The organism is Microbacterium testaceum, assembly GCF_001476655.1.
Taxonomy (GTDB): Bacteria; Actinomycetota; Actinomycetes; order Actinomycetales; family Microbacteriaceae; genus Microbacterium; species Microbacterium testaceum_C.
Map to the genome: position 1 here is coordinate 1 of NZ_LDRT01000116.1, position 25,006 is coordinate 25,006.

Below are 25,006 nucleotides of genomic sequence, written 5' to 3' on the forward strand. Positions count from 1 at the left end.
GCCTCCTCCTGTGCGGGGGCTTCTTCCTGCGCCGCGGGAGCGGCCTCGGGAGCGTCGTCCGACGACGCGGCGCCCGACCCGTCGCCGATCTTCGCCAGCACGGCGCCGACCTCGACGGTCTCGTCTTCTTGCACGAGGATCTCTTCGATCACGCCCGAGACGGGCGAGGGGATCTCGGTGTCGACCTTGTCGGTCGAGATCTCCAGCAGACCCTCGTCCTCCTGGACGGTGTCACCGACCTGCTTCAGCCAGCGGGTGACCGTTCCCTCGGTCACGCTCTCACCGAGAGCGGGGAGGACGACGGAAGTGCTCATGAATATGTCTCCTTCGTACCGGATGCGGTATCTAGCTTAGTGACCGGCGAGCGGTCAGAGTGCGTGCAGGGGCTTTCCGGCGAGTGCCAAGAAGGCTTCGCCGAGCGCCTCGCTCTGGGTGGGGTGCGCGTGGATGAAGGGCGCGATGTCTTCCGGGTGGGCTTCCCAGCCCACAGCCAGCTGTGCCTCGGTGATCAGCTCACCGACACGGTCTCCTACCAGGTGGGCACCGACGACGGGTCCGTCGACCCGCCGGACGATCTTCACGATGCCCGAGGTACCGATGATCTCACTCCTGCCGTTGCCGGCGAGGTTGTACTCGTAGGAACGAACGGCCTCGGATCCGTAACGATCCTGAGCCTGGGCCTCGGTCAGCCCGACCGAAGCCACCTCGGGGTGCGAATAGGCCACACGGGGCACATCGACGTCGGAGACGAGAACCGGCGACAGGCCGGCGATCTCTTCGGCGACGAAGATGCCTTGCTGGAAGCCCCGGTGCGCCAGCTGAAGGCCCGCGACGATGTCGCCGACCGCCCACACGTGCGGGGCGTCCGTGCGCAGGCGATCATCGGTTCGCACGAAGCCGCGATCCAGGACGACCCCGGCTTCCTCGTACCCGAGGCCAGCTGTGGCCGGGCCACGGCCGACGGCGACGAGCACGTAGTCCGCCGCGAGCTCCGCGCCGTTGTCGAGGACGACGGTCACGCTGTCTCCTTCTTCTCGCAGCGAGGCGAATCTCCGACCGAGTCGGAACTCGATCCCGCGCTTGCGGAATGCCCGCTCGAGAGCCTTGCTCGATGCGGTGTCCTCGGCGGGCAGCAGATGAGGGAGGGCCTCGACGATCGTGACCTCGACGCCGAACGAGCGCCAGACGCTCGCGAACTCGACCCCGATGACGCCCCCTCCCAGCACGACCACCCGTTCCGGGATCACGTCGAGATCGAGAGCCTGCTCACTGGTCAGGACCCGGCCGCCGATGTCGAGACCCGGCAGGCTGCGGCTGTACGACCCCGTCGCGAGGATCACCTCCGCGCCTCGGTAGACATCCGCGCCGACACGCACGGCCGGTCCGGATTCGAGGGTTCCCTCGCCTGTCACGACTCGGATGCCACGCGCCGAGACGAGGCCCTCGAGCCCCTTGAACTTCTTGGCGACGATTCCCTCGCGATAAGCGCGAACGCCCGCCGGGTCGATGCCCGACAGAGTGGCGTTCACGCCGATCCGAGCAGCATCCCGGGCGGCGTCCGCGACCTCGGCGGCATGCAGCAGGGCCTTGGTCGGAATGCACCCGCGATGCAGGCACGTCCCCCCGAGCTTGTCCTTCTCGACGAGGACGACGTCCTTGCCGAGTTCCGCGAGGCGCAGGGCCGCGGCGTAACCACCGCTGCCACCCCCGAGGACGACGACGTCGGCGGTGTGATCGGTCATCGCGAACTCGCCAGGAGCTCGACGAGCGAACGGACCGTCGCAGCCGTCACGCCCTTGTCGGTGTATCCGAACGGGGCGCCCTTGTTCATTCCCACGCCGGCGATGTCGAGGTGCACCCACGGGATACGCGCGGCGTCGGCGTCGTCCGACACCCGACCCACGAAGTGGCGCAGGAAGAGCCCGGCGAAGAGGGAGCCTCCGGCGGGGTCGCCGATCTTCGCGTTCTGGAGATCGGCGATGGGGGAGTCGAGGTCATCCACCATGTGGGCGGGAAGCGGAAGCTGCCACGCCAGCTCGGAAGCACGCGACGCGGCTGCGAGGTACTCGGCGACGGCTTCATCCTCTCCCATGACGCCGGTGTGCCGGTTGCCGAGGGCGATCGTGATCGCGCCGGTGAGGGTGGCGACGTCGACGAGGAGGTCGGGCCGCTCGCGGCTTGCGGCGGCGAGTCCGTCGGCGAGGACGAGTCGACCCTCGGCGTCCGTGTTCAGCACCTCCACGGTGGTTCCGTCAAGTGTGCGCAGAACGTCGCCGGGGCGGGTCGCGCGCCCGGACGGCATGTTGTCGGCGATGCAGAGCCACGCGGTGACGCGGACGGGGAGGGACATCTCCGCCGCGGCCTTGAGGACCGCCAGGACCGTCGCGGCGCCGCACATGTCGTACTTCATTCCGACCATCGACGCCGGCGGCTTCAGGGACAGCCCACCGGTGTCGAACGTGATGCCCTTGCCGACGAGGGCGACATGACGATCCGCCCCGGCAGGCGAGTAGTCGAGGCGGACGAGTCGCGGAGGACGGTCCGATCCCTGACCCACGCCCAGGATGCCGCCGTACCCTCCGTCGCGGAGGGCTTCCTCATCGAGGACCTCGACCTCGACGGGGAGCCCCGCGACAGCCTTGACGGCCTCCTCGGCGAAGTCCGCGGGACCGAGCCACTCGGCGGGGGTGGTCACGAGGTCCTTCACAAGCGCGACGGCTCCGGACACGGCCGCCACGGCGACGACGTCGTCTTCGGTCGGGGCCTGAGCGGAGAACACCGTGACCCGACGAGCGCGTGCCTTCGGTGACTCCTTCTTGTACCCGGCGAAACGGTACCCACCGAGGGCTGCACCCTCGGCCAGGGGCCGCCACGCGGCGGGCGTCAACGCCTGCACCGCAACGTGTTCGAAGCCGGTCAGCTGACGCAGGCCCGCGCCGGCCGCGTCGCGGAGGGCGGCGGCATCCGGGGCGACCCCTGCGCCCACGACGGCGAGGGGAGTCGCCACTCCCGGAACGTACACGCGCTGGAAGAAACCCGGGGCTCCCGTGAAGCCGACCGCCTTCAGCGCCGCTCCCAACCCGTCCCACCCTTCAGGGTCTGCCCCTTCGTCCACGGGCTTGGCGACCACCAGGAGGATCGCATCGGCATCGGATTCGCGCAGGGGGGCGTCGGTGTGCGCCACAGAAGGAAAGGGCATGCCTTCCATCCTAGGTTCGCCCGTGTTCGCTAGCAGCGGGACGCACCGGGCCCCGGCGTAGGACCCGGCTCGTAAGCTGGAGACATGCCGTATTCCGCACCGCTGTACGACCGCGCGCCCTCCGCGCCGCCGGTGCCCTCGGGGCTTCCCCTGGTGATCGCCCTCACCGGGTTCACCGACGCGGGCGCGGCTGTCACGCGACTGGTCGAGTACTTCCGCAACGATCTCGAGCCGCACGCGCTCGTCGCGTTCGACAACGACACTCTTCTGGACTACCGCGCGCGGCGTCCCGTCATCACGTTCGCCGAGGATCACCTCACCGACTTCCGCCCCCCACGCCTGGAGCTGTCGCTCGCCCACGACTCCCTCGGCAGTCCCTTCCTGCTCCTCGCGGGGTACGAACCGGACTTCCTGTGGGAGGCCTTCGCGGAGAGCGTTCTCGAGCTCGCTGCGGGCCTTCAGGTCTCGTCGGTGACGTGGGTGCACGCCATCCCACTCCCCGTGCCGCACACCCGACCCATCGGCACCACGGTGAGCGGCACGCGCTCCGACCTCGCGGAGGCGCACTCCGTGTGGCGACCGCACACGCAGGTCCCCTCGACGGTCGGGCACCTGCTCGAGTATCGATTCGCCGAAGCCGGTGCCAAAGTGACCGGCTTCGCCCTGCTTGTACCGCACTACCTCGCCGACACCGAGTACCCCGCTACCACCCTCGCGGCGCTCGACAGCCTCACCGTGGCGACCGGCCTCGTGTTCTCTGGCGAAGTGCTGCGCGAGGAGAACCGCGATTTTCTGGCGAAGGTCACCGAGCAGGTCACCGGGAGCGACGAGCTCACCCGCATGCTCCAGGGGCTGGAGGAGCGCTACGACTCCTACATGGCCGGGTCGACCCAGGCCACCCCGATCATCCACACGGGCGATCTCCCGAGCGCCGACGAACTGGCTGCCGAACTCGAACGGTTCCTTGCGTCCGGGCCGAGCGACGACGACCGACGCGGCCCTCTGGGCTGAACCAGGGGTCCACCCGGATCCGCTCCTCCTCCGACGGCATCACCGAAGCGAACGTCGGGCGGGTGTCATGGGGGAATGACCGACCCTGTCCGAGCGTTACTACGCATAGATCCCCGGCGTACGTCAAGTCCCCCGTCGAGGATGTGAGACAATAAAGAACCTGACCCGTTGTCATCCGGTCCAGGAGCCCCGCTCCTCGGCTCCGGACTTGACAAGGGTCTTACTAGTGTCCGAGAACGACCGGCGGCCGTGCAACGTACGTTCCCGGTGAAAGGCGAAACGTGGCAGGCACGAACACCAAGACCCGCTCCCGGAGTGCGAAGGACACCGACCTCGACACTTCCGAGGAGGCCGTGACGACGTCGACGAAGACGCCCGCGAAGAAGGCCCCCGCGAAGGCCAAGGCTGCGCCCGCCAAGGCGAAGACGAAGGCCAAGAAGGACGACGACCTCGAAGACGAAGAAGAGGTCGACGAAGAGGTCGATGTCGAACTCGACTCCGACGACGACGACGATGACAGCGACGACGAGGCCAAGCCCGCGGCGAAGAAGTCGGACGACGACGCCGAAGACGATGAAGAGGCTCCGAAGGCTCCCGCCGAGGCTCTGCCGACCGGCGCGATCGTCATCTCCTCGAGCGACGAGGACGACGTCCCCGTCTACTCCGCGCAGATCACCGGCGCGACGGCCGACCCCGTCAAGGACTACCTGAAGCAGATCGGTAAGGTCCCCCTGCTGAACGCGGCCGAAGAGGTCGAGCTCGCGATGCGCATCGAGGCGGGCCTGTTCGCCGAAGAGAAGCTCTCGAACATGTCGGCGGCCGAGAAGACCAGCCAGCTGGGTCTCGACCTGCAGTGGGTCGCCCGCGACGGACAGCGCGCGAAGAGCCACCTGCTCGGAGCCAACCTGCGCCTCGTGGTCTCGCTCGCCAAGCGCTACACCGGTCGCGGCATGCAGTTCCTGGATCTCATCCAGGAGGGCAACCTGGGTCTGATCCGCGCCGTCGAGAAGTTCGACTACACCAAGGGGTTCAAGTTCTCGACGTACGCCACCTGGTGGATCCGTCAGGCGATCACCCGCGCCATGGCCGACCAGGCGCGCACCATCCGCATCCCGGTGCACATGGTCGAGGTCATCAACAAGCTCGCGCGCGTCCAGCGCCAGATGCTGCAGGACCTCGGGCGCGAGCCCACGCCCGAGGAGCTCAGCCGCGAGCTCGACATGACCCCCGAGAAGGTCATCGAGGTGCAGAAGTACGGCCGCGAGCCCATCTCGCTGCACACGCCCCTCGGTGAAGACGGCGACAGCGAGTTCGGTGACCTCATCGAGGACACCGAGGCCGTCGTCCCCGCCGACGCCGTCGGCTTCACCATGCTGCAGCGTCAGCTGGAGTCGCTCCTCGACTCGCTCAGCGAGCGCGAGGCGGGCGTCATCCGCATGCGCTTCGGTCTCGGCGACGGTCAGCCCAAGACCCTCGATCAGATCGGCGACACGTTCGGCGTCACGCGCGAGCGCATCCGCCAGATCGAGTCGAAGACCATGGCGAAGCTGCGTCACCCGTCGCGTTCGCAGTCGCTCCGGGACTACCTCGAATGAGCGGCGAGGCCAACGCCGGCAAGGCGCTCACCCGTACCGTCGACGGCACGTCGTACGCCCGCATCCCGATCCGCACGCGGGTCGTCATGCCGGGCGACGACCTCGACGCCTTCATCCTCGAGTACGCGAAGGCTGCCGTGCAGCCGGGCGACCTGCTGTTCGTCACCGAGAAGATCGTCGCGATCACGCAGGGCCGTTCGTTCAAGCTCGACTCGATCAAGCCCCGCAAGCTCGCGCTGTTCCTGTCGAAGTACGTCACGCGCACGCCGTACGGCATCGGCCTCGGCATGCCCGAGACGATGGAGATGGCGCTGCGCGAGTGCGGCACGCCCCGCATCCTGTTCGCCGCGGCCGTCTCGGCCGTCACCAAGGCGTTCGGACGCAAGGGCGACTTCTACCGCATCGCCGGCGACAAGGCGCGCGCGATCGACGGTCCGACCAAGGGCACGATTCCTCCGTACAACCAGGCCGTCGTGCTCGGCCCGGAGCGTCCGCGCGAGGTCGCCGCTCGTCTGAAGTCGCTGCTCGGCGTCGACCTCGACGTGGCCGTCGTCGACATCAACGACCTCGGGGGCAACATCCTCGGGTCGACGATGGACAAGGTCGGCGAGAAGCGTCTCGTCGCGATCCTCAAGGACAACCCGCTCGGTCAGGGACACGAGTCCACGCCGCTCGGCATCGTTCGCCGCAGCTGATAGAGCTCAACGTGAGAGGCCCGTCCCGTTTTCCGGGCGGGCCTTTCGCGTTTCCGGATGCCACCCGCTCGGCGAACCGAGGTGGCTGGGCCTATCGAAGCCACCGGACGCCTTCGCACCCCGGCCCCTTCGACAGGCTCAGGGTCCTCCCGCCCAGGTGGCTGAGCCCGCCGAAGCCACCGGACCCTTCGACGAGTTCAGGGGCCTCCCCACCGGCCCGTCGACGCCACCGGCCCTCCGACGAGCCCAGGAGCCTCCCGCACGATGCCGAAAGGCCCGCCCCACACGGGGAACGGGCCTCTCGGCATCCGGGGCTCAGAACCCGATGGCGGCCTGATAACGCGGCTTGTGGCCGGTGCGGATCCCGGTGACGCTCGGCTTGTTCTCGTACACGCCCGCGCCCCAGTTGCCCTCGACGAGCACGGGACCGTCGGGGCCCACGACGATGTCCCACCCGACGTACTGCACCTGGGGGACGACGCGGGCGACCCGGTCGACGAACGCCGTGACCTCGTCAATCATGGGCAGCTGGAAGTCGGCGATGCGCGCCCCCGAGTCGGGGTGCAGCTCGTGCACGTGGCCGTGCGAGTCGTAGCCGGCGCCGAGGGCGTGACCGTTCTCGTCGAGCATCGTGTAGAAGCCGCCGAAGGTCATCTGATCGCTGACCGCTCCGCGGCCGAACTTCTGCGCCATCGCGAGGATGTGCGTGGTCGAGCCGTCGAAGAAGGCCGTGACGCGCGTGGTGTTGACGGTGCCGGGGCACACGGCCGCAAGGTCGTCATGCTGGCGGATGACCTCTTCGACGAGGATCTCCCCGCGCTCGAGGAGACCGCGGTGGAACTCCGCCCAGTCCTCGACCTCGGCCGCGTGGTAGCGGTGCACGCCGGTTCCGGCCTGGCCGACGGGTTCCTTGGTGACGATCGTGCCGAGGCGTTCGGCGAACGCACGCAGTTCGTCGGCGTTGTCGGGCTCCACCACCATCCAGTCGCGGCGCAGGAAGTCGCTGAATTTCCGGTCGAACTCCACCTTGTCCTGGAAGAGGCCGCGGTAATCCGGGTGGTCGTACTTCTGCGAGATCTGGTTCGACACCGGGTGCGTCATGTAGGTGGCGCGTTCGGCGGGCGTGAGGATCGCGAAGTCGTAGTCGATGTAGTCCTGGAAACCGACGTTCTTCACTCCGGCCTGATACAGCATGTCGGCGACGACGAGCGGCAAGGCCTTGCCGTGCTGGGCCGAGGCCTCTTTCGCTCGGTCGATCACCGAGCCCACGTCGATGCGACGGGCGCGTCCGGCGAGGTAACGCAGACGGGTGACGGGGGAGAAGCCCTGACTAGGCATGCACGCTCCGGGGTCGGGGATGACGGACCCCGTTAGTCTAGATGCGTGACCTCCACGCTCCCTGCCCGCGCGTCCGCCGGCGGGGGAGTCGCCCCGGTCGCCCTGATCGCGGCCTCCGCGCTGCGCGACAACGCCCCCCTCGCCGTCGGCGGCGACGACGAGGTTCTCCTCGCCGATGCCTGGGGCCACGGTGCCGAGGGGGTGGCATCCGTGCTCTCTGAGCTCGGGCTGGACGCCACGGGCCTCGATGCCGCCACGCTCTTCGGCCTGCCGGGTTCGCACACGCGGCCCGTCATGTCGCTGCGCGGTCGCGCGCTGGGCACGAAGGTGCTCCGGCGCGGCGAGGGGGTGTCCTACGGGTACACGCATCGAGCCCCCCACGACACGAGGGTGGCCCTCGTCACGGGCGGTTATGCCCAGGGGGTGGTGCGTTCCCTCGGCAACGCCGTGACGGTGTCGATCAACGGGCGGCGGCATCGCATCGTCGGCCGTGTCGCGATGGACGTCTGCGTCGTCGACGTCGAAGACGCGGCCGTCCCGCGCGGATCGGAGGTCGTCTTCTTCGGCGATCCCGCCGCGGGCCATCCCTCGCTCGAGGAGTGGACGGATGCCACGGGCTGGAGCGCCGCGGAGATCGTCGCGACCGTGGGTGCCCGAGCCGATCGACGGGTCGACGCATGAGCGCCGAGTACCGGGTCGATCTCGACGCCTTCGCCCGCAACCTCCGCCGCGTCCGAGACGCGGTGGCTCCCGCGGAACCGATGTTCGTGGTGAAGGACGATGCCTACGCCCACGGCCTCGAGATGCTCGTGCGTCGAGCCCTCGACGAGGGCGTGCGCTGGTTCGGAGCGTTCGACGTGAACACCGGTGCTGCGGTCCGCGCCGTCGTCGGCCCTGACGCGCGCATCTTCGTCTGGTTGATCGGCGGTGCCGATGACCTTGCCGCGGGGATCGCGGCGGACCTCGATCTCGGTATCGGCGATCGCGTGCTCCTCGACGATCTCGCGGCACTTCCGTTCGACGGCGTCGCGCGCGTGCACCTGAAGATCGACACGGGCCTTCACCGCAACGGCATCCGTCCGGAGGAGTGGGGTGCCGCCCTCGCCCGCACGTCCGCTCTCGTCGCGGAGGGCCGCCTTCGGTTCGAGGGTATCTGGTCGCATATCTCCGAGGCGTCGGATGCCGACGACGACGACGCTCGCGCCCTGTTCCTCGACGCGCGTGACGCCGCGCGCGCGGCGGGCCTTTCGCCGCGGTTCTCGCACCTCGCCGCCAGCGCCGCGGGGTTCGCCCGCGGGGAGTTCCGGGAGGATCTCGTTCGCGTCGGCGCGTTCTCGTACGGGATCCGCCCGGCAGGCGGTCCGAGCGAGGCGGAACTGGGTATCGAGCCCATCGCGAGCCTCGTCGCGACCGTCACCTCGATCGATCCCGCGGGCGTCCACGTGGACGTGGGCAGTGCCCATGGACTCCCGAGCGCTCTCGCCGGGCGCTTCGACGTGGCCACTGCCGGCGGTCCCCGGCGCGTGGAGACGATCGGATTCACTTCGCTGACCGTCGCCCCGTGGGACGCCGCAGAGATCGGTGAGCCGCTCACGATCTTCGGTCGAGGCGCACTGTCCAGCGCCACCGATCTCGCCGAACTCATCGACACGATCGGCGAGGAGATCGCGCTGCGCGTGTCGCCCGTTCTTCCTCGCGTGTACGCGAAGAGTCAGGGCTGAGGGCACAGAAAAGGCCCCGTTCCGCTTCCGTCGAAGGGGTGCCGGGGCCTGTTCTGAGAGGTCTCAGTCGGCGGAGGTGAGTCGCGCCGTCTCGTCATGCCACGAAGTGGCGACGCTGCGGAGCTTCTCTTCGTACTTGCGGCCGTGGTGCGCGCAGAACAGCAGTTCGCTGCCGTTGACCTCGGCGGCGATGTACGCCTGCGCGCCGCAGGAGTCGCAGCGATCCGCCGCCGTCAGGCGGTGGTCGAGAACAGACGCGTCGGGTGCGGTCGTGGTGGTCATCTCGGGTGCCCTCCTCAAGTGGTCGTTGGGCGAGTCTCCATATACAACCACGGGGATGTTTCCTCTATGCCGCGGCTTGATCACATTTCGCTGTGCGCGTACGGTGACCCGAGCCCGCTGTGTGTCTGCCAGGCGATGTCGGTGGGCCCGATTACGCTGGGAAATCGTGACGTCCGAGTACTCCGCCCATCATCTCCAGGTCCTTGAGGGCCTCGAAGCCGTCCGCAAGCGTCCGGGCATGTACATCGGCTCCACCGATTCGCGTGGTCTCATGCACTGCCTCTGGGAGATCATCGACAACTCGGTCGACGAGGCGCTGGCCGGCCACGGTTCGAGGATCGAGATCGTGCTGCACGCCGACGGCAGCGTCGAGGTGCGTGACCGAGCCCGTGGCATCCCCGTCGATGTGGAGCCCCGCACCGGCCTCACCGGCGTCGAGGTGGTCTTCACGAAGCTTCACGCGGGTGGCAAGTTCGGCGGCGGGTCGTATGCGGCGTCCGGCGGCCTGCACGGTGTCGGAGCCTCCGTCGTCAACGCGCTGTCCGAGCGCCTCGACGTCGAGGTAGACCGCGCGGGTAAGACGTACGCGATGTCCTTCCATCGCGGCGAGCCCGGCCAGTTCGCGGGGGACACCCCCGACTCGGCTTTCACCCCCTTCGAACGCAGCAGCGAGCTGCGAGTCATCGGCAAGGCACCGCGCGGAGTGACGGGTACGCGTATCCGTTACTGGGCCGATCGACAGATCTTCACCAAAGACGCCGCTTTCGGCCTCGACGAACTCGTCCAGCGCGTGCGCCAGACGGCGTTCCTCGTGCCCGGCCTCGAGATCGTCGTCCTCGACGAGCGCGGCGACGAGAAGGTCGAGACGAGCTACCGCTTCGACGGCGGGATCTCGGAGTTCGCCGACTTCCTCGCCCCCGACGCCGCCGTGACCGACACCTGGCGGCTCACCGGGACGGGAACCTTCAGCGAGACCGTTCCGGTGCTGCAGCCGGGCGGATCCATGATCCCCACCGAGGTCCAGCGCGAGTGCGAGGTCGACATCGCGGTGCGCTGGGGCACCGGCTACGACACCACGACCCGCTCTTTCGTGAACATCATCGCCACCCCCAAGGGGGGCACGCACCAGCAGGGGTTCGAACAGGGCCTGATGAAGGTCCTGCGCACGCAGGTCGAGCAGAACGCCCGCAAGCTCAAGGTCGGAGGCGACAAGATCGAGAAAGACGACCTGCTCGCCGGCCTCACGGCGGTGCTGACCGTGCGCCTGCCCGAACCGCAGTTCGAGGGTCAGACCAAGGAGGTGCTCGGTACCCCCGCGGTCCGCCAGATCGTGGCATCCGTCGTCCAGAAAGAACTCGCGGCCCGCTTCGCCTCACCCAAGCGCGACGACAAGGCGCAGACGGCCCAGTTGCTCGAGAAGATCGTCTCCGAGATGAAGGCGCGCATCTCGGCGCGCACCCACAAAGAGACGCAGCGGCGCAAGAACGCGCTCGAGTCGTCGTCGCTGCCGTCGAAGCTCGTCGACTGCCGCTCGAACGATGTCGAGAACTCCGAGCTGTTCATCGTCGAGGGAAACTCGGCGCTCGGCACGGCCCGTGATGCGCGCAACAGCGAGTACCAGGCGCTCCTGCCGATCCGCGGCAAGATCCTGAACACGCAGAAGGCGTCCATCAGCGACATGCTGTCCAACGCCGAGTGCGCCTCGATCATCCAGGTCATCGGCGCCGGCTCCGGGCGTTCGTTCGACCTCAGCGCCGCGCGCTACGGCAAGATCATTCTGATGAGCGACGCCGATGTCGACGGTGCCCACATCCGCACTCTGCTGCTCACCCTGTTCTTCCGGTACATGCGGCCCCTCGTCGAGGCGGGTCGGGTGTTCGCGGCGGTGCCGCCGCTTCACCGCGTGATCGTGATGAATCCGGGCTCGAAGCCGAACGAGACGATCTACACCTACAGCGAGCAGGAGTTGCACGCGCTGCTCGCGCGTCTGAAGAAGTCGAACAAGCGGTGGCAGGAACCCATTCAGCGGTACAAGGGTCTCGGTGAGATGGATGCCGACCAGCTCGCGACCACCACGATGGATCGCGCCGGGCGCACTCTTCGGCGCGTGCAGGTCGAGCACATCGAGCAGGCCGCCGAGGTGTTCGACCTGTTGATGGGCAGCGAGGTGGCGCCGCGCCGGGAGTTCATCATCGACTCGAGCGACCGCCTGGCACGCGAGAGCATCGACGTCTGACCGCGCGTAACCGGATCCCACGCCGAGGCACGTCGCGGCGCACCGGACCTCGCTCACGGCGAGGTACGCCGGGGGCACGCAGCCCCGTTGACCACGGAGTGCGTCGCGGCGTACCGGACCTCGCTCACGGCGAGGTACGCCGGGGGCACGCAGCCCCGTTGACCACGGAGTGCGTCGCGGCGTACGCCACCCCGCGCACCGTGTGGCGTTCCGCGTACGGTCGGGTTCAGCGCACCGCCGTACCGATCGCGCCGATGACGGCGTCGAGGGGCTGACCCGACGCGTCACGCTTCGCGCCCCCCTCGGGCAGCGCACGCACCGAACCATCGGTGCCGACGGCGCGCGGATCGGTGCCGACCCAGGCGAGGACGAGCGCATCCTCACCGCGCAGCAGACGCTGCGCACGAACGCCACCGGTCGCCCGTCCCTTCGCGGGGTACTCGGTGAAAGCCGACACCTTCGCGCTTCCCGCATCGGTGCCGGGCAAGGCTGCGCTGGAACCAGCGACGGTGACCACCACGGCGTCGAACGCCGACGCTCCCACGACGGCGAAGGCGATGACACGCGCTCCGTCGGAGAGGCGGATGCCGGCCATTCCGCTCGCTGATCGTCCCTGGGGACGAACCGATGACGCGTCGAACCGCAGTAGCTGCGCATCGCTCGCCACGAAGACCAACTCAGCGTTGTCGCCCGCCGGGGCCGCACCGACGACGCGGTCGCCGTCTCGCAGCGAGATGATCTCGATCTCGTCCTTGGTGCCCAGCTCGGTCGCCGCGACACGCTTGACCACGCCCTGCTCGGTCCCGAGGGCGATGGTGGGGGAGTCGGCCAGCGGCACCAGCGCCACGATCTTCTCTCCCTTGGCAAGAGCCAGGTACTGCTCGACCTTCGTGCCCGCGGCCACCTGCACGGAGTTCGCGGGCACCGATGGCAGATCCACGGGGGAGAAGCGCACCAGGCGACCCGCCGACGTCACCGCCCCGATGTCGCCGCGCGTGGTGGTGTCGACGGAGGACCGGATCGCGTCGTGCTTCGACCGGCGCGTCGGAGCCACCACGCCTCCGTTCGGGGCGTCGGCCACGAGTTCGGCGCGCACCATGCGCCCGGTCGCGGAGAGGTACACGCGGCAGGGCGAATCGGCGATCTGCAGATCGGCGGCCGCGGCGGCCGCCCGGGACGACCGCGGCTGCACCGGACCGCCGTTCAGCAGCATCGTGCGCCGAGGCGTGCCGTAGGCCTCGGCGGCGGCATCCAGTTCTCTCGCCACCTGCTGACGAAGCAGCGTCTGGCTCCCCAGCAGCTCGATGAGCTGGGCAATCTCGGCGTTCAACTGGTCGCGCTCGGCCTCGAGTTCGATACGCGAGAACTTCGTCAGGCGCCGCAGACGCAGCTCGAGGATGTACTCGGCCTGGAGGTGCGAGAGATCGAAGACCTCCTGCAGCTTGGTGCGCGCCTGCTCGCCGTCGTCGGAGGAGCGGATGACCTGGATGACCTCGTCGATGTCGAGGATCGCGATGAGCAGGCCCTCGACGAGGTGCAGACGTTCGCGCTTGCGCGCCAGCCGATACTCGCTGCGGCGGGTGACGACGCGGATGCGGTGGTCGAGGTACACGCGGAGCAGGTCGCGGAGCCCCAGCGTCTGGGGCTGGCCATCGACGAGGGCGACGTTGTTGATGCCGAACGAGTCCTCGAGCGGCGTCAACCGGTAGAGGTGCTCGAGGACCGCCTTCGGATCGAATCCCGTCTTGATACCGATGACGAGTCGCAGACCATGGTGGCGGTCGGAGAGATCGGTGACATCGGCGATGCCGGCGAGCTTCTTCGCCTGGACCGCGTCCTTGATCTTCTCGATGACCCGCTCGGCCCCCACGAGGTAGGGCAGTTCCGTGATCACGATGCCGGTTCGCCGCGGGCCGAGGGATTCGATCGACGCCTTCGCCCGCGTACGGAAGGTGCCGCGGCCGTTCGTATAGGCGTCCTTGATGCCGTCGAGGCCGACGATGATGCCCCCCGTGGGCAGATCGGGGCCGGGAACGAACTCCATGAGCTCTTCGACCGTGGCATCCGGGTGCTGCAGGAGATGCGTCGCCGCCGCGACGACTTCGATCAGGTTGTGCGGCGCCATGTTGGTCGCCATTCCGACAGCGATACCCGTCGCGCCGTTGACGAGGAGGTTCGGGAAGGCGGCCGGGAGCACCTCGGGCTGTTGGAACTGCCCGTCGTAGTTGGGAATGAAGTCGACGACGTCTTCGTCGAGGTTCTCGGTGAGCGCGAGCGCGGGGGGCGCCAGTCGCGCTTCGGTGTAGCGCGAGGCCGCGGGGCCGTCGTCGAGCGAGCCGAAGTTGCCGTGACCGTCGACCAGGGGCACCCGCAACGTGAAGTGCTGCGCCAGACGCACCAGCGCGTCGTAGATCGGGGCATCCCCGTGCGGGTGCAGCTTTCCCATCACTTCGCCGACGACGCGCGCGCTCTTCACGTGGCCCCGGTCGGGGCGCAGGCCCATCTCCGCCATCTGGTACAGGATGCGGCGCTGCACGGGCTTCAAGCCGTCCCGCGCGTCCGGAAGGGCACGCGAGTAGATGACCGAGTAGGCGTACTCGAGGAATGACCCCTGCATCTCGGTGGAGACATCGACGTCTTCGATGCGCTCGGACACGGGGGAGGAAGAACGGGAATCGGGCATGGATACGGCCTCGGGTCGGGCGGGCGTCACGTCAGGACGGGGATCGGGAGCCGTGTGGAAGACTTGCTCCGATGTCTCTCAGCCTACCGGCGGACCCGCCGCGTTCCCGGAGCCTCACCGGTGTGGTGGAGCAGTCGATCGCCGCGCTGAACGGCCGCTCCGACTGGTTCGCCCCCGCACGCAGCGCCGTCGTCTTCGTCGTCGACGGCCTCGGAGCCCACAACCTCGCCGCCCGCCGCGGACACGCGCGGTTCCTCGGCTCCGTCGGCGGTCGCCGCGATGTCGCACGGACCGTCTTCCCCTCCACCACCGCCGCGGCGCTCACGAGTCTGCTGACCGGCACCGATCCCGGCACGCACGGGATCGTCGGTTATCGCGCTCGCATCCCGGGGACGAACCTCGCGCCGAACCAACTGCACGGGTGGGAGACCGACGGGCTCGATCCGAGGACCTGGCAGCGCCGCACGCCGCTCACGGAGCGCGAGGCCGCCGACGGGCGGCCCTGTTTCGTCGTCTCCCGGCCGGAGTACACGCGGACCGGTTTCACCGAGGCGACCCTCCGCGGTGCGCGCTTCGTGCCCTCGAACGATCTCGCGGAACGCGCGGCCACCGCCGCCGCTTTGGCGACGGAGCACGCGGGAGCCCTCGTGTACCTCTACGCCCCCGAACTCGACACGGCGGGGCACCGGGACGGGACGGAGTCGGACCGCTGGATCACCGCCCTCGAGCGGGTCGACGCCGCCGCGCAGACACTCGTCTCCGAAGCCGGCCCGACGACCGGCATCCTGGTCACCGCCGACCACGGCATGGTCGACGTCCCCGCTCGCCGCCATGTCCTTCTCGGCGACGGCGACCCCCTCGTGGACGATGTCACCCTCATCGGCGGCGAGCCGCGCATGCTGCATCTCTACACCGAACCCGGTCGACAGGATGCCGTGGCCTCCGCGTGGCAAGGTCGCGAGCACGCGCGAGCCTGGGTGATGACCCGCGACGACGCCATCGACGCGGGGCTGTTCGGGCGCGTCGAGGACGAGGTGCGGGAACGCATCGGCGATGTGGTCGTCGCCGCACGCGGTCGATACGCCTACTACGACGACCGCGAAGCCGACAAACGCCCCCAGAGCATGGTGGGGCAGCATGGTTCACTCACCGACGAGGAGCGGACCGTCCCGCTCCTGCGGCTCGGCGCGTTCGCCTGAGGCGCTTCAGCTCTCGTCGGACCGCGCGCCGAACACGATCTCGTCCCACGACGGCATCGAAGGGCGCCCCTTGGTGCGGCGACCCGCGTCGCCCGACGACGAGGAGCTGGGCGACGACGTGCTTTCGGACTCGGGCGCCGACTCGACCGCCGGGTCCGTGTAGCCGGGCTCCACGGCGTCGAAGAGCGCGACGGGGGCACCGACCGGGCGCGTCGACGTCGGCTCCGGCGCGACCGTTCCCGGGAGAGGCTCGCGCTGTCCGCGACGACGACGCAGCGCCTCGAGAAGATCCGCGGTCTCGGACGACGTCACGGGCACATCCGGGGCGCGCTTGATCGCCGCCGCCTGCACGGCCGCGGCGACCGGTCCCGTGGCCTCCACGCCCGGCTCGTCTTCGATGTCGATCTTGCGCGGACCGAACGATCCACTGTCGAAGCGCGACTCGTCCTTGGGCAGCGGGCTGTCCAGAGCGCGCAGTCGGGGAATGAGGCCCTCCGGGAGCGAGCCCTGGCGCGACAACTGGATCGCGTCGGAGTTCTGCGGCGAAAGAGTGCTGCGACGGGGATCGAAGCTCCACCGGGCATCGTGATCGATGCCGTTCGCGGTGAACTCGAGCTTGACCATCCAGCCGGCGGATTCCTTCCAACTGGTCCAGCGCTCCGCGGACGCGCCTGCCTCCGCGAGCTTCGCCCGCACGGCGGTGCCGAAAGTGATGGGGGAGTCGTGTTCGAGCGCGCCCCCGAGAAGCACAGGGACGGCCAGCGCCTGGGCGACGACGTGTTCGCGTTCCGCGAGCACGGGGCCCTCGAAGCGCTCGATGTCCTCGATACGCGCGTTCAGCAGCGTGGCCACCTCGCGCGCGGTCAGACCCGAGCGGATGTGCGCCTGGATCTCGCGGGGGCTGGGGCGGGGTCCACGGTCGTCCTCGTCGCGGTCTCGGCGCGCCCGGCGCGCTTGCACGCGCATGACCTCGTCGAGAGCGAGGGCGAATCGTTCGCCTGATTCGGTCGCGACGACGAGGACGTCATCTTCGGTTCCGATGACTTTGAGCTGCTCCATGCGAAACACCCCTCCGATCTGCGGTCGACGCCCATGCTGACACGGCGCTCTGCCGGTTCCGGGAATATCGCGGGCGCGCCGCGAGTTTCAGGCCTCGCCCGAAACGCAACCCGTCTCGAGAGCATTTGCTTATCGAGGTCGGGTCATGCAAACTATGGCCGCCCGATCGGGTACCCGACGGCGCACAGCACCACGATCACCGGAAGTAGAGACCAGCACGCATGGCGACCGATTACGACGCACCGCGCAAGACCGAGGACGACAGTGAGTCGATCGAGGCCCTCAAGGAGCGCGTGCCCGACAAGACGTCGGGATCGATCGACAACGAGGATGCCGACAACCCCTCGGGCTTCGAACTGCCCGGGGCCGACCTGTCCGACATCGAACTCGACGTCGTCGTCCTCCCGCCGCAGGAAGATGAGTTCACGTGTATGAACTGCTTCCTCGTCAAGCACCGCTCGCAGATCGATCACGAGAGCGGCAACGGCTTCATCTGCGCGGAGTGCGCAGCCTGAGCTGAGCACGTTGGATCGCCGCCACCAGGCGATCCGGCGTCCGGGTGGACACCACCCATGAAGGAGTCGGATCCTCGGGGTCGGTCACGGGAACCGTGACGACCCCGTCGATACCGCCCCGGATCACATGCCACGCCCGATGGTCGAGACCACTCCCACGGGCAGTACGCGCCGCATCACCCTCGACGCCGAACGGTTGCCCGAGCACCTCGACAGGAATGTGCGCCCGTCCGGCTCGCAGCTCTCCGTCTCGGATCTCGACGATGGGCGACAGCATGACGAGCGCCACCACGATGCCGACCGCCACGACGAGCCCGACGACGAGGGCCAGGGTCGTGTCGACGGGGGAGAAGACCAGCGCGGCCATGGGCCCGCACACGGCCGCGGCGACCAGAGCCCACAGGGACGGGCTGAGGCGCTCTCGATACTCGACTCCGGTGCGGATACCGCACCCCCTCTTCTGCATTACCCTCGTGGGGTGACCGAAACGGTGGACGTCCCAATTGTCGCATCCGAGCCCCCGGTCTTCGCTCACCCGGGCGACGCCGGAGCCGACCTGACCTCCGCGGAGGCCGTGCGTCTCGCGCCGGGCCGTCGCGCGCTCGTATCCACGGGAGTACGCATTGCGCTCCCCGAGGGATACGCCGCCTTCGTGGTGCCCCGCAGCGGCCTCGCCGCCAAGCACGGCATCACGATCGTGAACTCTCCGGGGACCATCGACGCGGGATACCGCGGGGAGATCAAGGTGGCCCTTCTCAACACCGACCTCGACGAGGCCTACGACATCGCCGTAGGCGATCGCATCGCCCAGCTCATCGTGATGCCCGTCCCCGCCGTGCGCTTCGTCCCCGTCGACGACCTTCCCGACAGCGTGCGCGGCGAGGGCGGCTTCGGATCGAGTGGATACCAGAACCTGCAAGGGAGCACCCGATGACCGACGACGCCCAGCCCACCGCCGAGTCCGAAGAGCGCGGGGTCGAGGTGGCCCTCACGTCCAAGAGCGCCCCGACCGACCGTGAGAACGCCGGTCCGTTCGACGAGGCCGAGGCGAACCCCGTCCGGCCCTACATCGACCTGGGCGGCATCAAGATCCTTCCGCGCGAGGGTCTGAACCTGCGCCTCGAGGTCGAAGAGCAGACCAAGCGCATCGTGGCCGTGGGCCTCGACTACGCCGACTCCACTCTCCAGGTGCAGCCGTTCGCCGCTCCGCGTACGAGCGGCCTCTGGGGAGAGACGCGCGAGCAGATCCGCCAGCAGGTGAAGCAGCAGGGCGGTCGCGTCGAGGAGCGTGAGGGCCCCCTCGGCCCCGAGCTCCTCGCCGAGGTCCCCGTCATGGGCACCCCCGAGGGAGCGGGAAAGCGCCTCGCCCGCTTCGTCGGTGTCGACGGCCCGCGCTGGTTCCTCCGCGGCGTCATCGGGGGAGCGGCCACGACGGACGTCGAGGCGGCCGCCGCGATCGAAGACCTGTACCGGTCGATCGTGGTCGTCCGCGGCGGCTCGCCGATGCCGCCGCGCGATCTGATCCCGCTCCGGATGCCGGCCACCCCCGGCACGGCATGAGCGACGACGCGGCACGCCCCGCCCGCGACGGCGACAGCGTTCCTCTCGAGCCGCCCGCCGCAGCCGACTCGATCGGTGCCGCGCTCGGCAATGCCGCGCGACGCGCCGGACTCGACCCCGCGGCCCACGCCTCGACCGGCTCCGCCGTCTGGTCGGCCATGGGTGGGTGGCGCGGCATCCTCGAGTCCGTCCTGCCCTCGTTGGCGTTCGTGATCCTCTTCACCGTCACGATCGATCCCGAGACACGTCAGGGCAACCTGTGGCTGAGCCTCGGTGTTTCGGTCGGCCTCGCCGTGGTCTTCACGGTCGCGCGCCTGATCGCCAAGTCGCCGCCGAGCGCCGCGATCGGGGGCCTTCTGGCCACGGTCGGCGCCGCGGTGCTCGCGCTCGTGACGGGCCGCGGGCAAGACAACTTCGTGTTCGGGTTCTTCACCAACGGGGCGTATGGCACGGCCTTCCTGGTCTCGGCGTTGATCGGCTGGCCGCTGATCGGTCTCGCCGCCGGGTACCTCACGGGCGAGGGAACGCGCTGGCGGACGGATCGACGCAAGCGTCGCGCCTACGTGTGGCTGTCGATCGCGTGGGCGGCCCTCTTCGCGGCCCGCCTGATCGTTCAGCTGCCGTTGTACTTCGCGGGCGATGTCGTCGCCCTCGGCACGCTGAAGATCGTGATGGGCCTTCCCCTGTTCGCTCCGATGCTCGCCGTGACCTGGCTGACCGTCCGCGCCCTGGGCCCAGCTCGCTCCGTTGCGAGCGAAGGCTGATACATTTATCTTGATATCAAGATAAATACCCGTCTTCTGTGCGGTTAGGTCGGCCTTCCTGGCAGGGACCGATCGGCCCGGGGAAGATGGGATTGGCGGGCTGACGCCTGCGCATTCGCCGACGAAGGAGACGATCGTGTCCACGGTTGACAGCTTCGGTGCCAAGAGCACCCTGACAGTCGGCAGCACCGACTACGAGATCTTCCGCATCGACACGGTCGCCGGTCACGAGAAGCTCCCGTTCAGCCTGAAGGTGCTGCTCGAGAACCTTCTCCGCACCGAGGATGGCGCCAACGTCACCAAGGAGCAGATCGAGGCCCTCGGCTCGTGGGTCCCCACGGCCGACCCCGACACCGAGATCCAGTTCACGCCGGCCCGTGTCGTCATGCAGGACTTCACCGGCGTGCCCTGCATCGTCGACCTCGCCACCATGCGCGAGGCCGTCACCGCGCTCGGCGGCGACCCCAACAAGATCAACCCGCTCTCGCCCGCCGAGATGGTCATCGACCACTCGGTCATCGCCGACCTCTTCGGCAGCGAGAACGCCCTCGAGCGCAACGTCGAGATCGAGTACGAGCGCAACGGCGAGCGGTACCAGTTCCTGCGGTGGGGCCAGACGGCGTTCGACGACTTCAAGGTCGTCCCGCCGGGCACCGGCATCGTGCACCAGGTCAACATCGAACACCTGGCCAAGGTCGTCTACGACCGTTCGGTCGACGGCGTTCTCCGCGCCTACCCCGACACCTGCGTCGGCACCGACTCGCACACCACGATGGTCAACGGTCTGGGCGTGCTCGGCTGGGGCGTCGGCGGCATCGAGGCCGAGGCGGCCATGCTCGGTCAGCCCGTCTCCATGCTCATCCCGCGCGTCGTCGGCTTCAAGCTCTCGGGCGAGATCCCCGCGGGCGTCACCGCGACCGACGTGGTGCTCACCATCACCGACATGCTGCGCAAGCACGGCGTCGTCGGCAAGTTCGTCGAGTTCTACGGCGAGGGCGTGGCCTCGGTGCCGCTCGCGAACCGCGCCACGATCGGCAACATGAGCCCCGAGTTCGGATCGACCGCCGCGATGTTCCCCATCGACGACGTCACCCTCGACTACCTGCGCCTCACCGGTCGCGACGAGCAGACCGTCGCTCTCGTCGAGGCGTACGCCAAGGAGCAGAAGCTCTGGCACGACCCGGCGCGCGAGCTCGTCTTCAGCGAGTACATGGAGCTCGACCTCTCCACCGTCGTCCCCTCGATCGCCGGTCCGAAGCGTCCCCAGGATCGCATCCTCCTCTCCGAGGCGAAGTCGCAGTTCGAGAAGGACATCCTGAACTACGCGGATGCCTCTGTCTCGGACTCGATCGTCGACCTCGAGGTCGACGGCACCTTCCCGGCATCCGACCCGGGCGCGGTTCCCGGCGAAGAGGAAGAGGACGTCACGGGCAGCGAGGTGCTCATCTCGTCGGGTCACCCCGTGAACGCCTCCAACCCGGTCAAGGTCACCACCCCCGACGGGCAGTCCTACCTTCTCGACAACGGTGCCGTGACCCTCGCGGCGATCACCTCGTGCACCAACACGTCGAACCCGTCGGTCATGATCGCGGCGGGCCTGCTCGCCAAGAACGCCGTCGACAAGGGCCTCAAGCGCAAGCCGTGGGTCAAGACGACGCTCGGCCCGGGTTCGAAGGTCGTCACCGACTACTACGAGAAGTCCGGCCTCGACAAGGCGCTCGAAGGCCTCGACTTCTACACCGTCGGCTACGGCTGCACGATCTGCATCGGCAACTCGGGCCCCCTCATCGAGGAGGTCTCCGAGGCGATCAACGAGAACGACCTCGCCGTCACGGCCGTCCTCTCGGGCAACCGCAACTTCGAGGGTCGCATCAGCCCCGACGTGAAGATGAACTACCTGGCCTCCCCGCCGCTGGTGGTCGCCTACGCCCTCGCCGGGTCGATGAACTTCGACTTCGAGACCGACGCCCTCGGCAAGGACCAGAACGGCGACGACGTCTTCCTCAAGGACATCTGGCCCGCTCCCGATCAGGTGCAGACGATCATCGACGCATCGATCTCTCGCGAGCAGTTCATCCAGCAGTACGCCACCGTCTTCGAGGGCGACGAGCGTTGGAAGAACCTCCCCACCCCGACCGGCCCGGTCTTCGAGTGGGATGCCGACTCCACGTACGTGCGGAAGGCGCCCTACTTCGACGGCATGTCGATGGAGCCCTCGCCGGTCACCGACATCACCGGCGCACGCGTTATGGCGACACTCGGCGACTCGGTCACGACCGACCACATCAGCCCCGCCGGCAACATCAAGGCAGGCACCCCCGCCGCGCAGTACCTCACGGAGCACGGCGTCGCGCAGAAGGACTTCAACTCCTACGGCTCGCGCCGCGGCAACCACGAGGTCATGATCCGCGGGACGTTCGCGAACATCCGCCTGAAGAACGAGATGGTCGCCGCCGTCAACGACGGGCAGATCATCGAGGGTGGCTACACCCGCGACTTCACGCAGGAGGGTGGCCCGCAGTCGTACATCTACGACGCGAGCCAGAACTACCAGGCGCAGGGCACCCCGCTCGTCATCTTCGGAGGCAAGGAGTACGGCTCCGGGTCGTCACGCGACTGGGCGGCCAAGGGAACGAACCTGCTCGGCGTCAAGGCCGTCATCACCGAGAGCTTCGAGCGCATCCACCGTTCGAACCTCATCGGCATGGGCGTCGTGCCGCTGCAGTTCCCGGCCGGCGAGAGCTGGAAGTCGCTGGGTCTCGACGGCACCGAGATCGTCTCGATCGAGGGTCTCGAGCAGCTCAACGAGGGCGTCACGCCGAAGACCGTGAAGGTCACCGCCGAGCCGAGCGAGTTCTCGCCCGAGGGCAAGCAGACCGTCACCTTCGACGCCGTGGTCCGCATCGACACCCCCGGTGAGGCCGACTACTACCGCAACGGCGGCATCCTGCAGTACGTGCTGCGCTCGCTCGTCTGATTCGCGAACGGCCGGTGCCCCGAGAGCCTCGCGCTCCCGGGGCACCGGCCGTTTCCGATGGAGGCGCGAGCACTCCTCGCCCCCGACGGCAACCCATTGCCGGGCCCCTCGCACCCCCGGAGACTAGAATCGACAGACGCGCAGACCTCTGCGCGCACCGCACGAGAGGAGTCACATGGCTCTCCTACCCGGCATCCACGGACCCCGTGACCTCGACGCCCTGACCCCCGACGAGCTGCGTCAGCTGGCCGCGGAGGTGCGGGCCTTCCTCGTCGAGAACGTCGCCCGCACCGGCGGCCACCTCGGTCCGAACCTCGGCGTCGTCGAGCTCACCATCGCCCTCCACAAGGTCTTCGATTCCCCCGCCGACCCCATCATCTTCGACACCGGCCACCAGTCGTACGTCCACAAAATCCTCACCGGTCGTCAGGACTTCGAGAAGCTGCGCTCGCGCGGGGGCCTCGCCGGCTACCCCCAGCGCTCCGAGAGCGAGCACGACGTCGTCGAGTCGTCGCACGCCTCCAGTTCGCTCAGCTGGGCCGACGGCGTCTCACGGGCCTTCAGCCGCACCGGTCGCCGCGACCGCCACGTCGTCGCCGTCGTCGGCGACGGCGCTCTCACCGGCGGGATGACGTGGGAGGCGCTGAACAACATCAGCGACGACAACGACCGCAACCTCGTCATCGTGGTCAACGACAACGGTCGCTCCTACGCGCCCACGATCGGCGGCATGGCGCGCTACCTCAACCGCGTGCGCACGAACGAGGCGTACCGCACCCTGCACCGCGGCTCCGACACGCTCTTCCGCCGTCTGGGGCCCGCCGCGCGCGCGGTGTACCGCGGCGTCCGCGGCGGAACGCACGGCTTCCTGTCGCGCTTCACGAACAACGAGGCGCTGTACAGCAACCTCGACATCAAGTACCTCGGTCCCATCGACGGCCACGACTTCGAGTCGCTCATCGAGACGCTCGAGCTGGCCAAGTCGTACGGCGCGCCCGTCATCGTGCACGCCATCACCGACAAGGGCAGCGGGTACGCGCCCGCGATGAGCGACGAAGCCGATCAGTTCCACGCCGTGGGCAAGATCGACCCGATCACCGGCGAGGCGCTCGGCTCGGGCGGCGGCCCGCAGTGGACCGACGTGTTCGCCGACGAACTGGTCGCGGTCGGCGCCGAACGCGACGACGTCATCGCGATGACCGCCGCGATGCTGCGTCCCACGGGTCTGCAGAAGTTCGCGGAGCGCTTTCCCGAGCGCGTGTACGACGTCGGGATCGCGGAGCAGCACGCAGTGGCATCCGCCGCTGGTCTCGCCTTCGGAGGCCTGCACCCGGTCGTCGCCATCTACGCCACGTTCATGAACCGCGCGTTCGATCAGGTCATGATGGACGTCGCCCTGCACAAGGCCGGGGTGACCTTCGTGCTCGACCGGGCCGGCGTCACCGGTCCCGACGGCCCGAGCCACCACGGCATCTGGGACCTGGCCATGCTGCAGCTGGTTCCCGGCATCCGGATCGCCGCTCCGCGTGACGCTGCGCGCCTGCGCGAGGTCTTCCGCGAGGCGACCGCCGTCGAGGACGCACCGACGGTCGTCCGCTACCCCAAGGGCAAGGTCAACGACGACGTCGAGGCGATCGAGCGTCTGCACGACGGCGTCGACGTCTTGAGCCGCGGATCGAGCGAAGACGTGCTCCTCGTCGGCATCGGCCCGATGGTCCACCTGGCGATGGAGGTCGCGGAGCGACTGAAGGCGCAGGGCATCGGTGCCACCGTGATCGACCCGCGCTGGGCCATCCCGGTCCAGCCGTCGATCGTCGACCTCGCTCGCGGGCATCGTCTTGTCATCACGATCGAGGACGGCATCCGCGTCGGCGGCGTGGGCACGCGCGTCCGCCAGGTGCTGCGCGAGGCCGGTGTCGACACGGCGGTCGACGAGCTCGGCATCCCCGACGAGTTCATCGATCACGCCACGCGCGAGCAGATCCTCGAGGATGCCGGTCTCACGGCATCCAAGATCGCCCATGACGTCGTGGCGCAGGTCCTCGGTACCCGCATCCCCATGGCGCGGCAGACTCCGACCGGCTCGATCCCGACGATCGAGGAGTGGGAGAAGTCCCGGCCGTAAGGGCGTGAGGAAGGGGCCGGGATCTTGAGATCCCGGCCCCTTCCTCA

21 protein-coding genes are annotated in these 25,006 nt (G+C 68.7%); 13 read left to right on the forward strand and 8 right to left on the reverse strand.

Annotated elements, in window-relative coordinates; translation table 11 throughout:
• The 3 genes from NS220_RS14635 to NS220_RS14645 all read right to left on the reverse strand — a co-directional run.
• Window positions 1–314: biotin/lipoyl-containing protein (locus NS220_RS14635; protein WP_346335428.1), on the reverse strand; the 314-nt coding region annotated here is incomplete at its 3' end.
• 54 nt (window positions 315–368) lie between these two features.
• Window positions 369–1,742 carry a dihydrolipoyl dehydrogenase gene (gene lpdA, locus NS220_RS14640; protein ID WP_058624763.1) on the reverse strand — a complete coding sequence of 458 codons (1,374 nt, stop codon included), beginning with the start codon at window positions 1,740–1,742 and terminating at the stop codon, window positions 369–371.
• On the reverse strand, window positions 1,739–3,199 hold the full coding sequence (locus NS220_RS14645) for a leucyl aminopeptidase (protein ID WP_058624780.1): 1,461 nt from the start codon (window positions 3,197–3,199) through the stop codon (window positions 1,739–1,741). Before NS220_RS14645 ends, lpdA begins: the two co-directional genes overlap by 4 nt.
• A gap of 84 nt (window positions 3,200–3,283) precedes the next feature.
• On the opposite strand from NS220_RS14645, the gene NS220_RS14650 reads away from it, so the two are divergent.
• From NS220_RS14650 to NS220_RS14660, 3 genes are all read left to right on the forward strand, one after another.
• On the forward strand, window positions 3,284–4,210 hold the full coding sequence (locus NS220_RS14650) for a proteasome assembly chaperone family protein (protein ID WP_058624764.1): 927 nt from the start codon (window positions 3,284–3,286) through the stop codon (window positions 4,208–4,210).
• Between the two features lie 281 nt (window positions 4,211–4,491).
• Window positions 4,492–5,805, forward strand: a complete 1,314-nt coding sequence (locus tag NS220_RS14655; RefSeq protein WP_058624765.1) for an RNA polymerase sigma factor — start codon at window positions 4,492–4,494, stop codon at window positions 5,803–5,805.
• The gene (locus NS220_RS14660) at window positions 5,802–6,500 is read left to right on the forward strand and encodes a coenzyme F420-0:L-glutamate ligase (RefSeq protein ID WP_058624766.1); all 699 of its coding nucleotides are present in this window, start codon (window positions 5,802–5,804) and stop codon (window positions 6,498–6,500) included. Before NS220_RS14655 ends, NS220_RS14660 begins: the two co-directional genes overlap by 4 nt.
• Window positions 6,501–6,815: 315 nt before the next feature.
• On the opposite strand, the gene NS220_RS14665 is transcribed toward NS220_RS14660, so the two are convergent.
• Complete coding sequence (locus tag NS220_RS14665) at window positions 6,816–7,838, reverse strand: sugar-transfer associated ATP-grasp domain-containing protein (RefSeq protein WP_058624767.1); 1,023 nt, start codon at window positions 7,836–7,838, stop codon at window positions 6,816–6,818.
• A gap of 45 nt (window positions 7,839–7,883) precedes the next feature.
• Between NS220_RS14665 and NS220_RS14670 the strand changes: the two genes are divergently transcribed.
• Window positions 7,884–8,519, forward strand: coding sequence for an alanine racemase C-terminal domain-containing protein (locus NS220_RS14670; protein ID WP_058624768.1), 636 nt, complete (start codon window positions 7,884–7,886; stop codon window positions 8,517–8,519).
• The gene (locus NS220_RS14675; protein WP_058624769.1) at window positions 8,516–9,559 is read left to right on the forward strand and encodes an alanine racemase; all 1,044 of its coding nucleotides are present in this window, start codon (window positions 8,516–8,518) and stop codon (window positions 9,557–9,559) included. The genes NS220_RS14670 and NS220_RS14675 overlap by 4 nt, the downstream gene beginning before the upstream one ends.
• A gap of 63 nt (window positions 9,560–9,622) precedes the next feature.
• Here the strand turns inward: NS220_RS14675 and NS220_RS14680 are convergent, their stop codons facing one another.
• Complete coding sequence (locus tag NS220_RS14680) at window positions 9,623–9,841, reverse strand: DUF7455 domain-containing protein (RefSeq protein ID WP_058624770.1); 219 nt, start codon at window positions 9,839–9,841, stop codon at window positions 9,623–9,625.
• 163 nt (window positions 9,842–10,004) lie between these two features.
• On the opposite strand from NS220_RS14680, the gene NS220_RS14685 reads away from it, so the two are divergent.
• On the forward strand, window positions 10,005–12,077 hold the full coding sequence (locus tag NS220_RS14685) for a DNA gyrase/topoisomerase IV subunit B (RefSeq protein WP_153004310.1): 2,073 nt from the start codon (window positions 10,005–10,007) through the stop codon (window positions 12,075–12,077).
• Window positions 12,078–12,303: 226 nt separating this feature from the next.
• Here the strand turns inward: NS220_RS14685 and NS220_RS14690 are convergent, their stop codons facing one another.
• Complete coding sequence (locus NS220_RS14690; RefSeq protein ID WP_058624772.1) at window positions 12,304–14,760, reverse strand: DNA gyrase/topoisomerase IV subunit A; 2,457 nt, start codon at window positions 14,758–14,760, stop codon at window positions 12,304–12,306.
• A 71-nt stretch (window positions 14,761–14,831) separates the two neighbouring features.
• On the opposite strand from NS220_RS14690, the gene NS220_RS14695 reads away from it, so the two are divergent.
• On the forward strand, window positions 14,832–15,959 hold the full coding sequence (locus tag NS220_RS14695; RefSeq protein ID WP_058624773.1) for an alkaline phosphatase family protein: 1,128 nt from the start codon (window positions 14,832–14,834) through the stop codon (window positions 15,957–15,959).
• A 6-nt stretch (window positions 15,960–15,965) separates the two neighbouring features.
• On the opposite strand, the gene sepH is transcribed toward NS220_RS14695, so the two are convergent.
• The gene (gene sepH / locus NS220_RS14700; RefSeq protein ID WP_058624774.1) at window positions 15,966–17,018 is read right to left on the reverse strand and encodes a septation protein SepH; all 1,053 of its coding nucleotides are present in this window, start codon (window positions 17,016–17,018) and stop codon (window positions 15,966–15,968) included.
• A 221-nt stretch (window positions 17,019–17,239) separates the two neighbouring features.
• On the opposite strand from sepH, the gene NS220_RS14705 reads away from it, so the two are divergent.
• Complete coding sequence (locus tag NS220_RS14705; protein ID WP_013586557.1) at window positions 17,240–17,533, forward strand: DUF4193 domain-containing protein; 294 nt, start codon at window positions 17,240–17,242, stop codon at window positions 17,531–17,533.
• Here the strand turns inward: NS220_RS14705 and NS220_RS14710 are convergent.
• Window positions 17,508–17,999 (reverse strand): DUF3093 domain-containing protein, encoded by a 492-nt coding sequence (locus NS220_RS14710; protein WP_058624775.1) that lies wholly within the window; start codon window positions 17,997–17,999, stop codon window positions 17,508–17,510. The genes NS220_RS14705 and NS220_RS14710 overlap by 26 nt on opposite strands.
• 12 nt (window positions 18,000–18,011) lie before the next feature.
• On the opposite strand from NS220_RS14710, the gene dut reads away from it, so the two are divergent.
• From dut to dxs, 5 genes are all read left to right on the forward strand, one after another.
• On the forward strand, window positions 18,012–18,467 hold the full coding sequence (dut, locus tag NS220_RS14715) for a dUTP diphosphatase (RefSeq protein WP_058624776.1): 456 nt from the start codon (window positions 18,012–18,014) through the stop codon (window positions 18,465–18,467).
• Window positions 18,464–19,093, forward strand: a complete 630-nt coding sequence (locus NS220_RS14720) for a DUF3710 domain-containing protein (RefSeq protein WP_242864629.1) — start codon at window positions 18,464–18,466, stop codon at window positions 19,091–19,093. The genes dut and NS220_RS14720 overlap by 4 nt, the downstream gene beginning before the upstream one ends.
• Window positions 19,090–19,857, forward strand: coding sequence for a DUF3159 domain-containing protein (locus tag NS220_RS14725; RefSeq protein WP_058624777.1), 768 nt, complete (start codon window positions 19,090–19,092; stop codon window positions 19,855–19,857). The genes NS220_RS14720 and NS220_RS14725 overlap by 4 nt, the downstream gene beginning before the upstream one ends.
• Window positions 19,858–19,993: 136 nt before the next feature.
• Complete coding sequence (gene acnA / locus NS220_RS14730) at window positions 19,994–22,834, forward strand: aconitate hydratase AcnA (RefSeq protein WP_058624778.1); 2,841 nt, start codon at window positions 19,994–19,996, stop codon at window positions 22,832–22,834.
• A gap of 175 nt (window positions 22,835–23,009) precedes the next feature.
• Window positions 23,010–24,959 (forward strand): 1-deoxy-D-xylulose-5-phosphate synthase, encoded by a 1,950-nt coding sequence (dxs, locus tag NS220_RS14735; RefSeq protein ID WP_058624779.1) that lies wholly within the window; start codon window positions 23,010–23,012, stop codon window positions 24,957–24,959.
• Window positions 24,960–25,006 lie beyond the last annotated feature (47 nt).

Bases quoted from the DNA above. Each gene is read 5' to 3' on its own strand.
- lpdA (WP_058624763.1), bottom strand. From the start codon at position 1,742: ATGACCGATCACACCGCCGACGTCGTCGTCCTCGGGGGTGGCAGCGGT.
- NS220_RS14645 (WP_058624780.1), bottom strand. From the start codon at position 3,199: ATGCCCTTTCCTTCTGTGGCGCACACCGACGCCCCCCTGCGCGAATCC.
- NS220_RS14650 (WP_058624764.1), top strand. From the start codon at position 3,284: ATGCCGTATTCCGCACCGCTGTACGACCGCGCGCCCTCCGCGCCGCCG.
- NS220_RS14660 (WP_058624766.1), top strand. From the start codon at position 5,802: ATGAGCGGCGAGGCCAACGCCGGCAAGGCGCTCACCCGTACCGTCGAC.
- NS220_RS14665 (WP_058624767.1), bottom strand. From the start codon at position 7,838: ATGCCTAGTCAGGGCTTCTCCCCCGTCACCCGTCTGCGTTACCTCGCC.
- NS220_RS14675 (WP_058624769.1), top strand. From the start codon at position 8,516: ATGAGCGCCGAGTACCGGGTCGATCTCGACGCCTTCGCCCGCAACCTC.
- NS220_RS14680 (WP_058624770.1), bottom strand. From the start codon at position 9,841: ATGACCACCACGACCGCACCCGACGCGTCTGTTCTCGACCACCGCCTG.
- NS220_RS14690 (WP_058624772.1), bottom strand. From the start codon at position 14,760: ATGCCCGATTCCCGTTCTTCCTCCCCCGTGTCCGAGCGCATCGAAGAC.
- NS220_RS14695 (WP_058624773.1), top strand. From the start codon at position 14,832: ATGTCTCTCAGCCTACCGGCGGACCCGCCGCGTTCCCGGAGCCTCACC.
- sepH (WP_058624774.1), bottom strand. From the start codon at position 17,018: ATGGAGCAGCTCAAAGTCATCGGAACCGAAGATGACGTCCTCGTCGTC.
- NS220_RS14705 (WP_013586557.1), top strand. From the start codon at position 17,240: ATGGCGACCGATTACGACGCACCGCGCAAGACCGAGGACGACAGTGAG.
- NS220_RS14710 (WP_058624775.1), bottom strand. From the start codon at position 17,999: ATGCAGAAGAGGGGGTGCGGTATCCGCACCGGAGTCGAGTATCGAGAG.
- NS220_RS14720 (WP_242864629.1), top strand. From the start codon at position 18,464: ATGACCGACGACGCCCAGCCCACCGCCGAGTCCGAAGAGCGCGGGGTC.
- NS220_RS14725 (WP_058624777.1), top strand. From the start codon at position 19,090: ATGAGCGACGACGCGGCACGCCCCGCCCGCGACGGCGACAGCGTTCCT.
- dxs (WP_058624779.1), top strand. From the start codon at position 23,010: ATGGCTCTCCTACCCGGCATCCACGGACCCCGTGACCTCGACGCCCTG.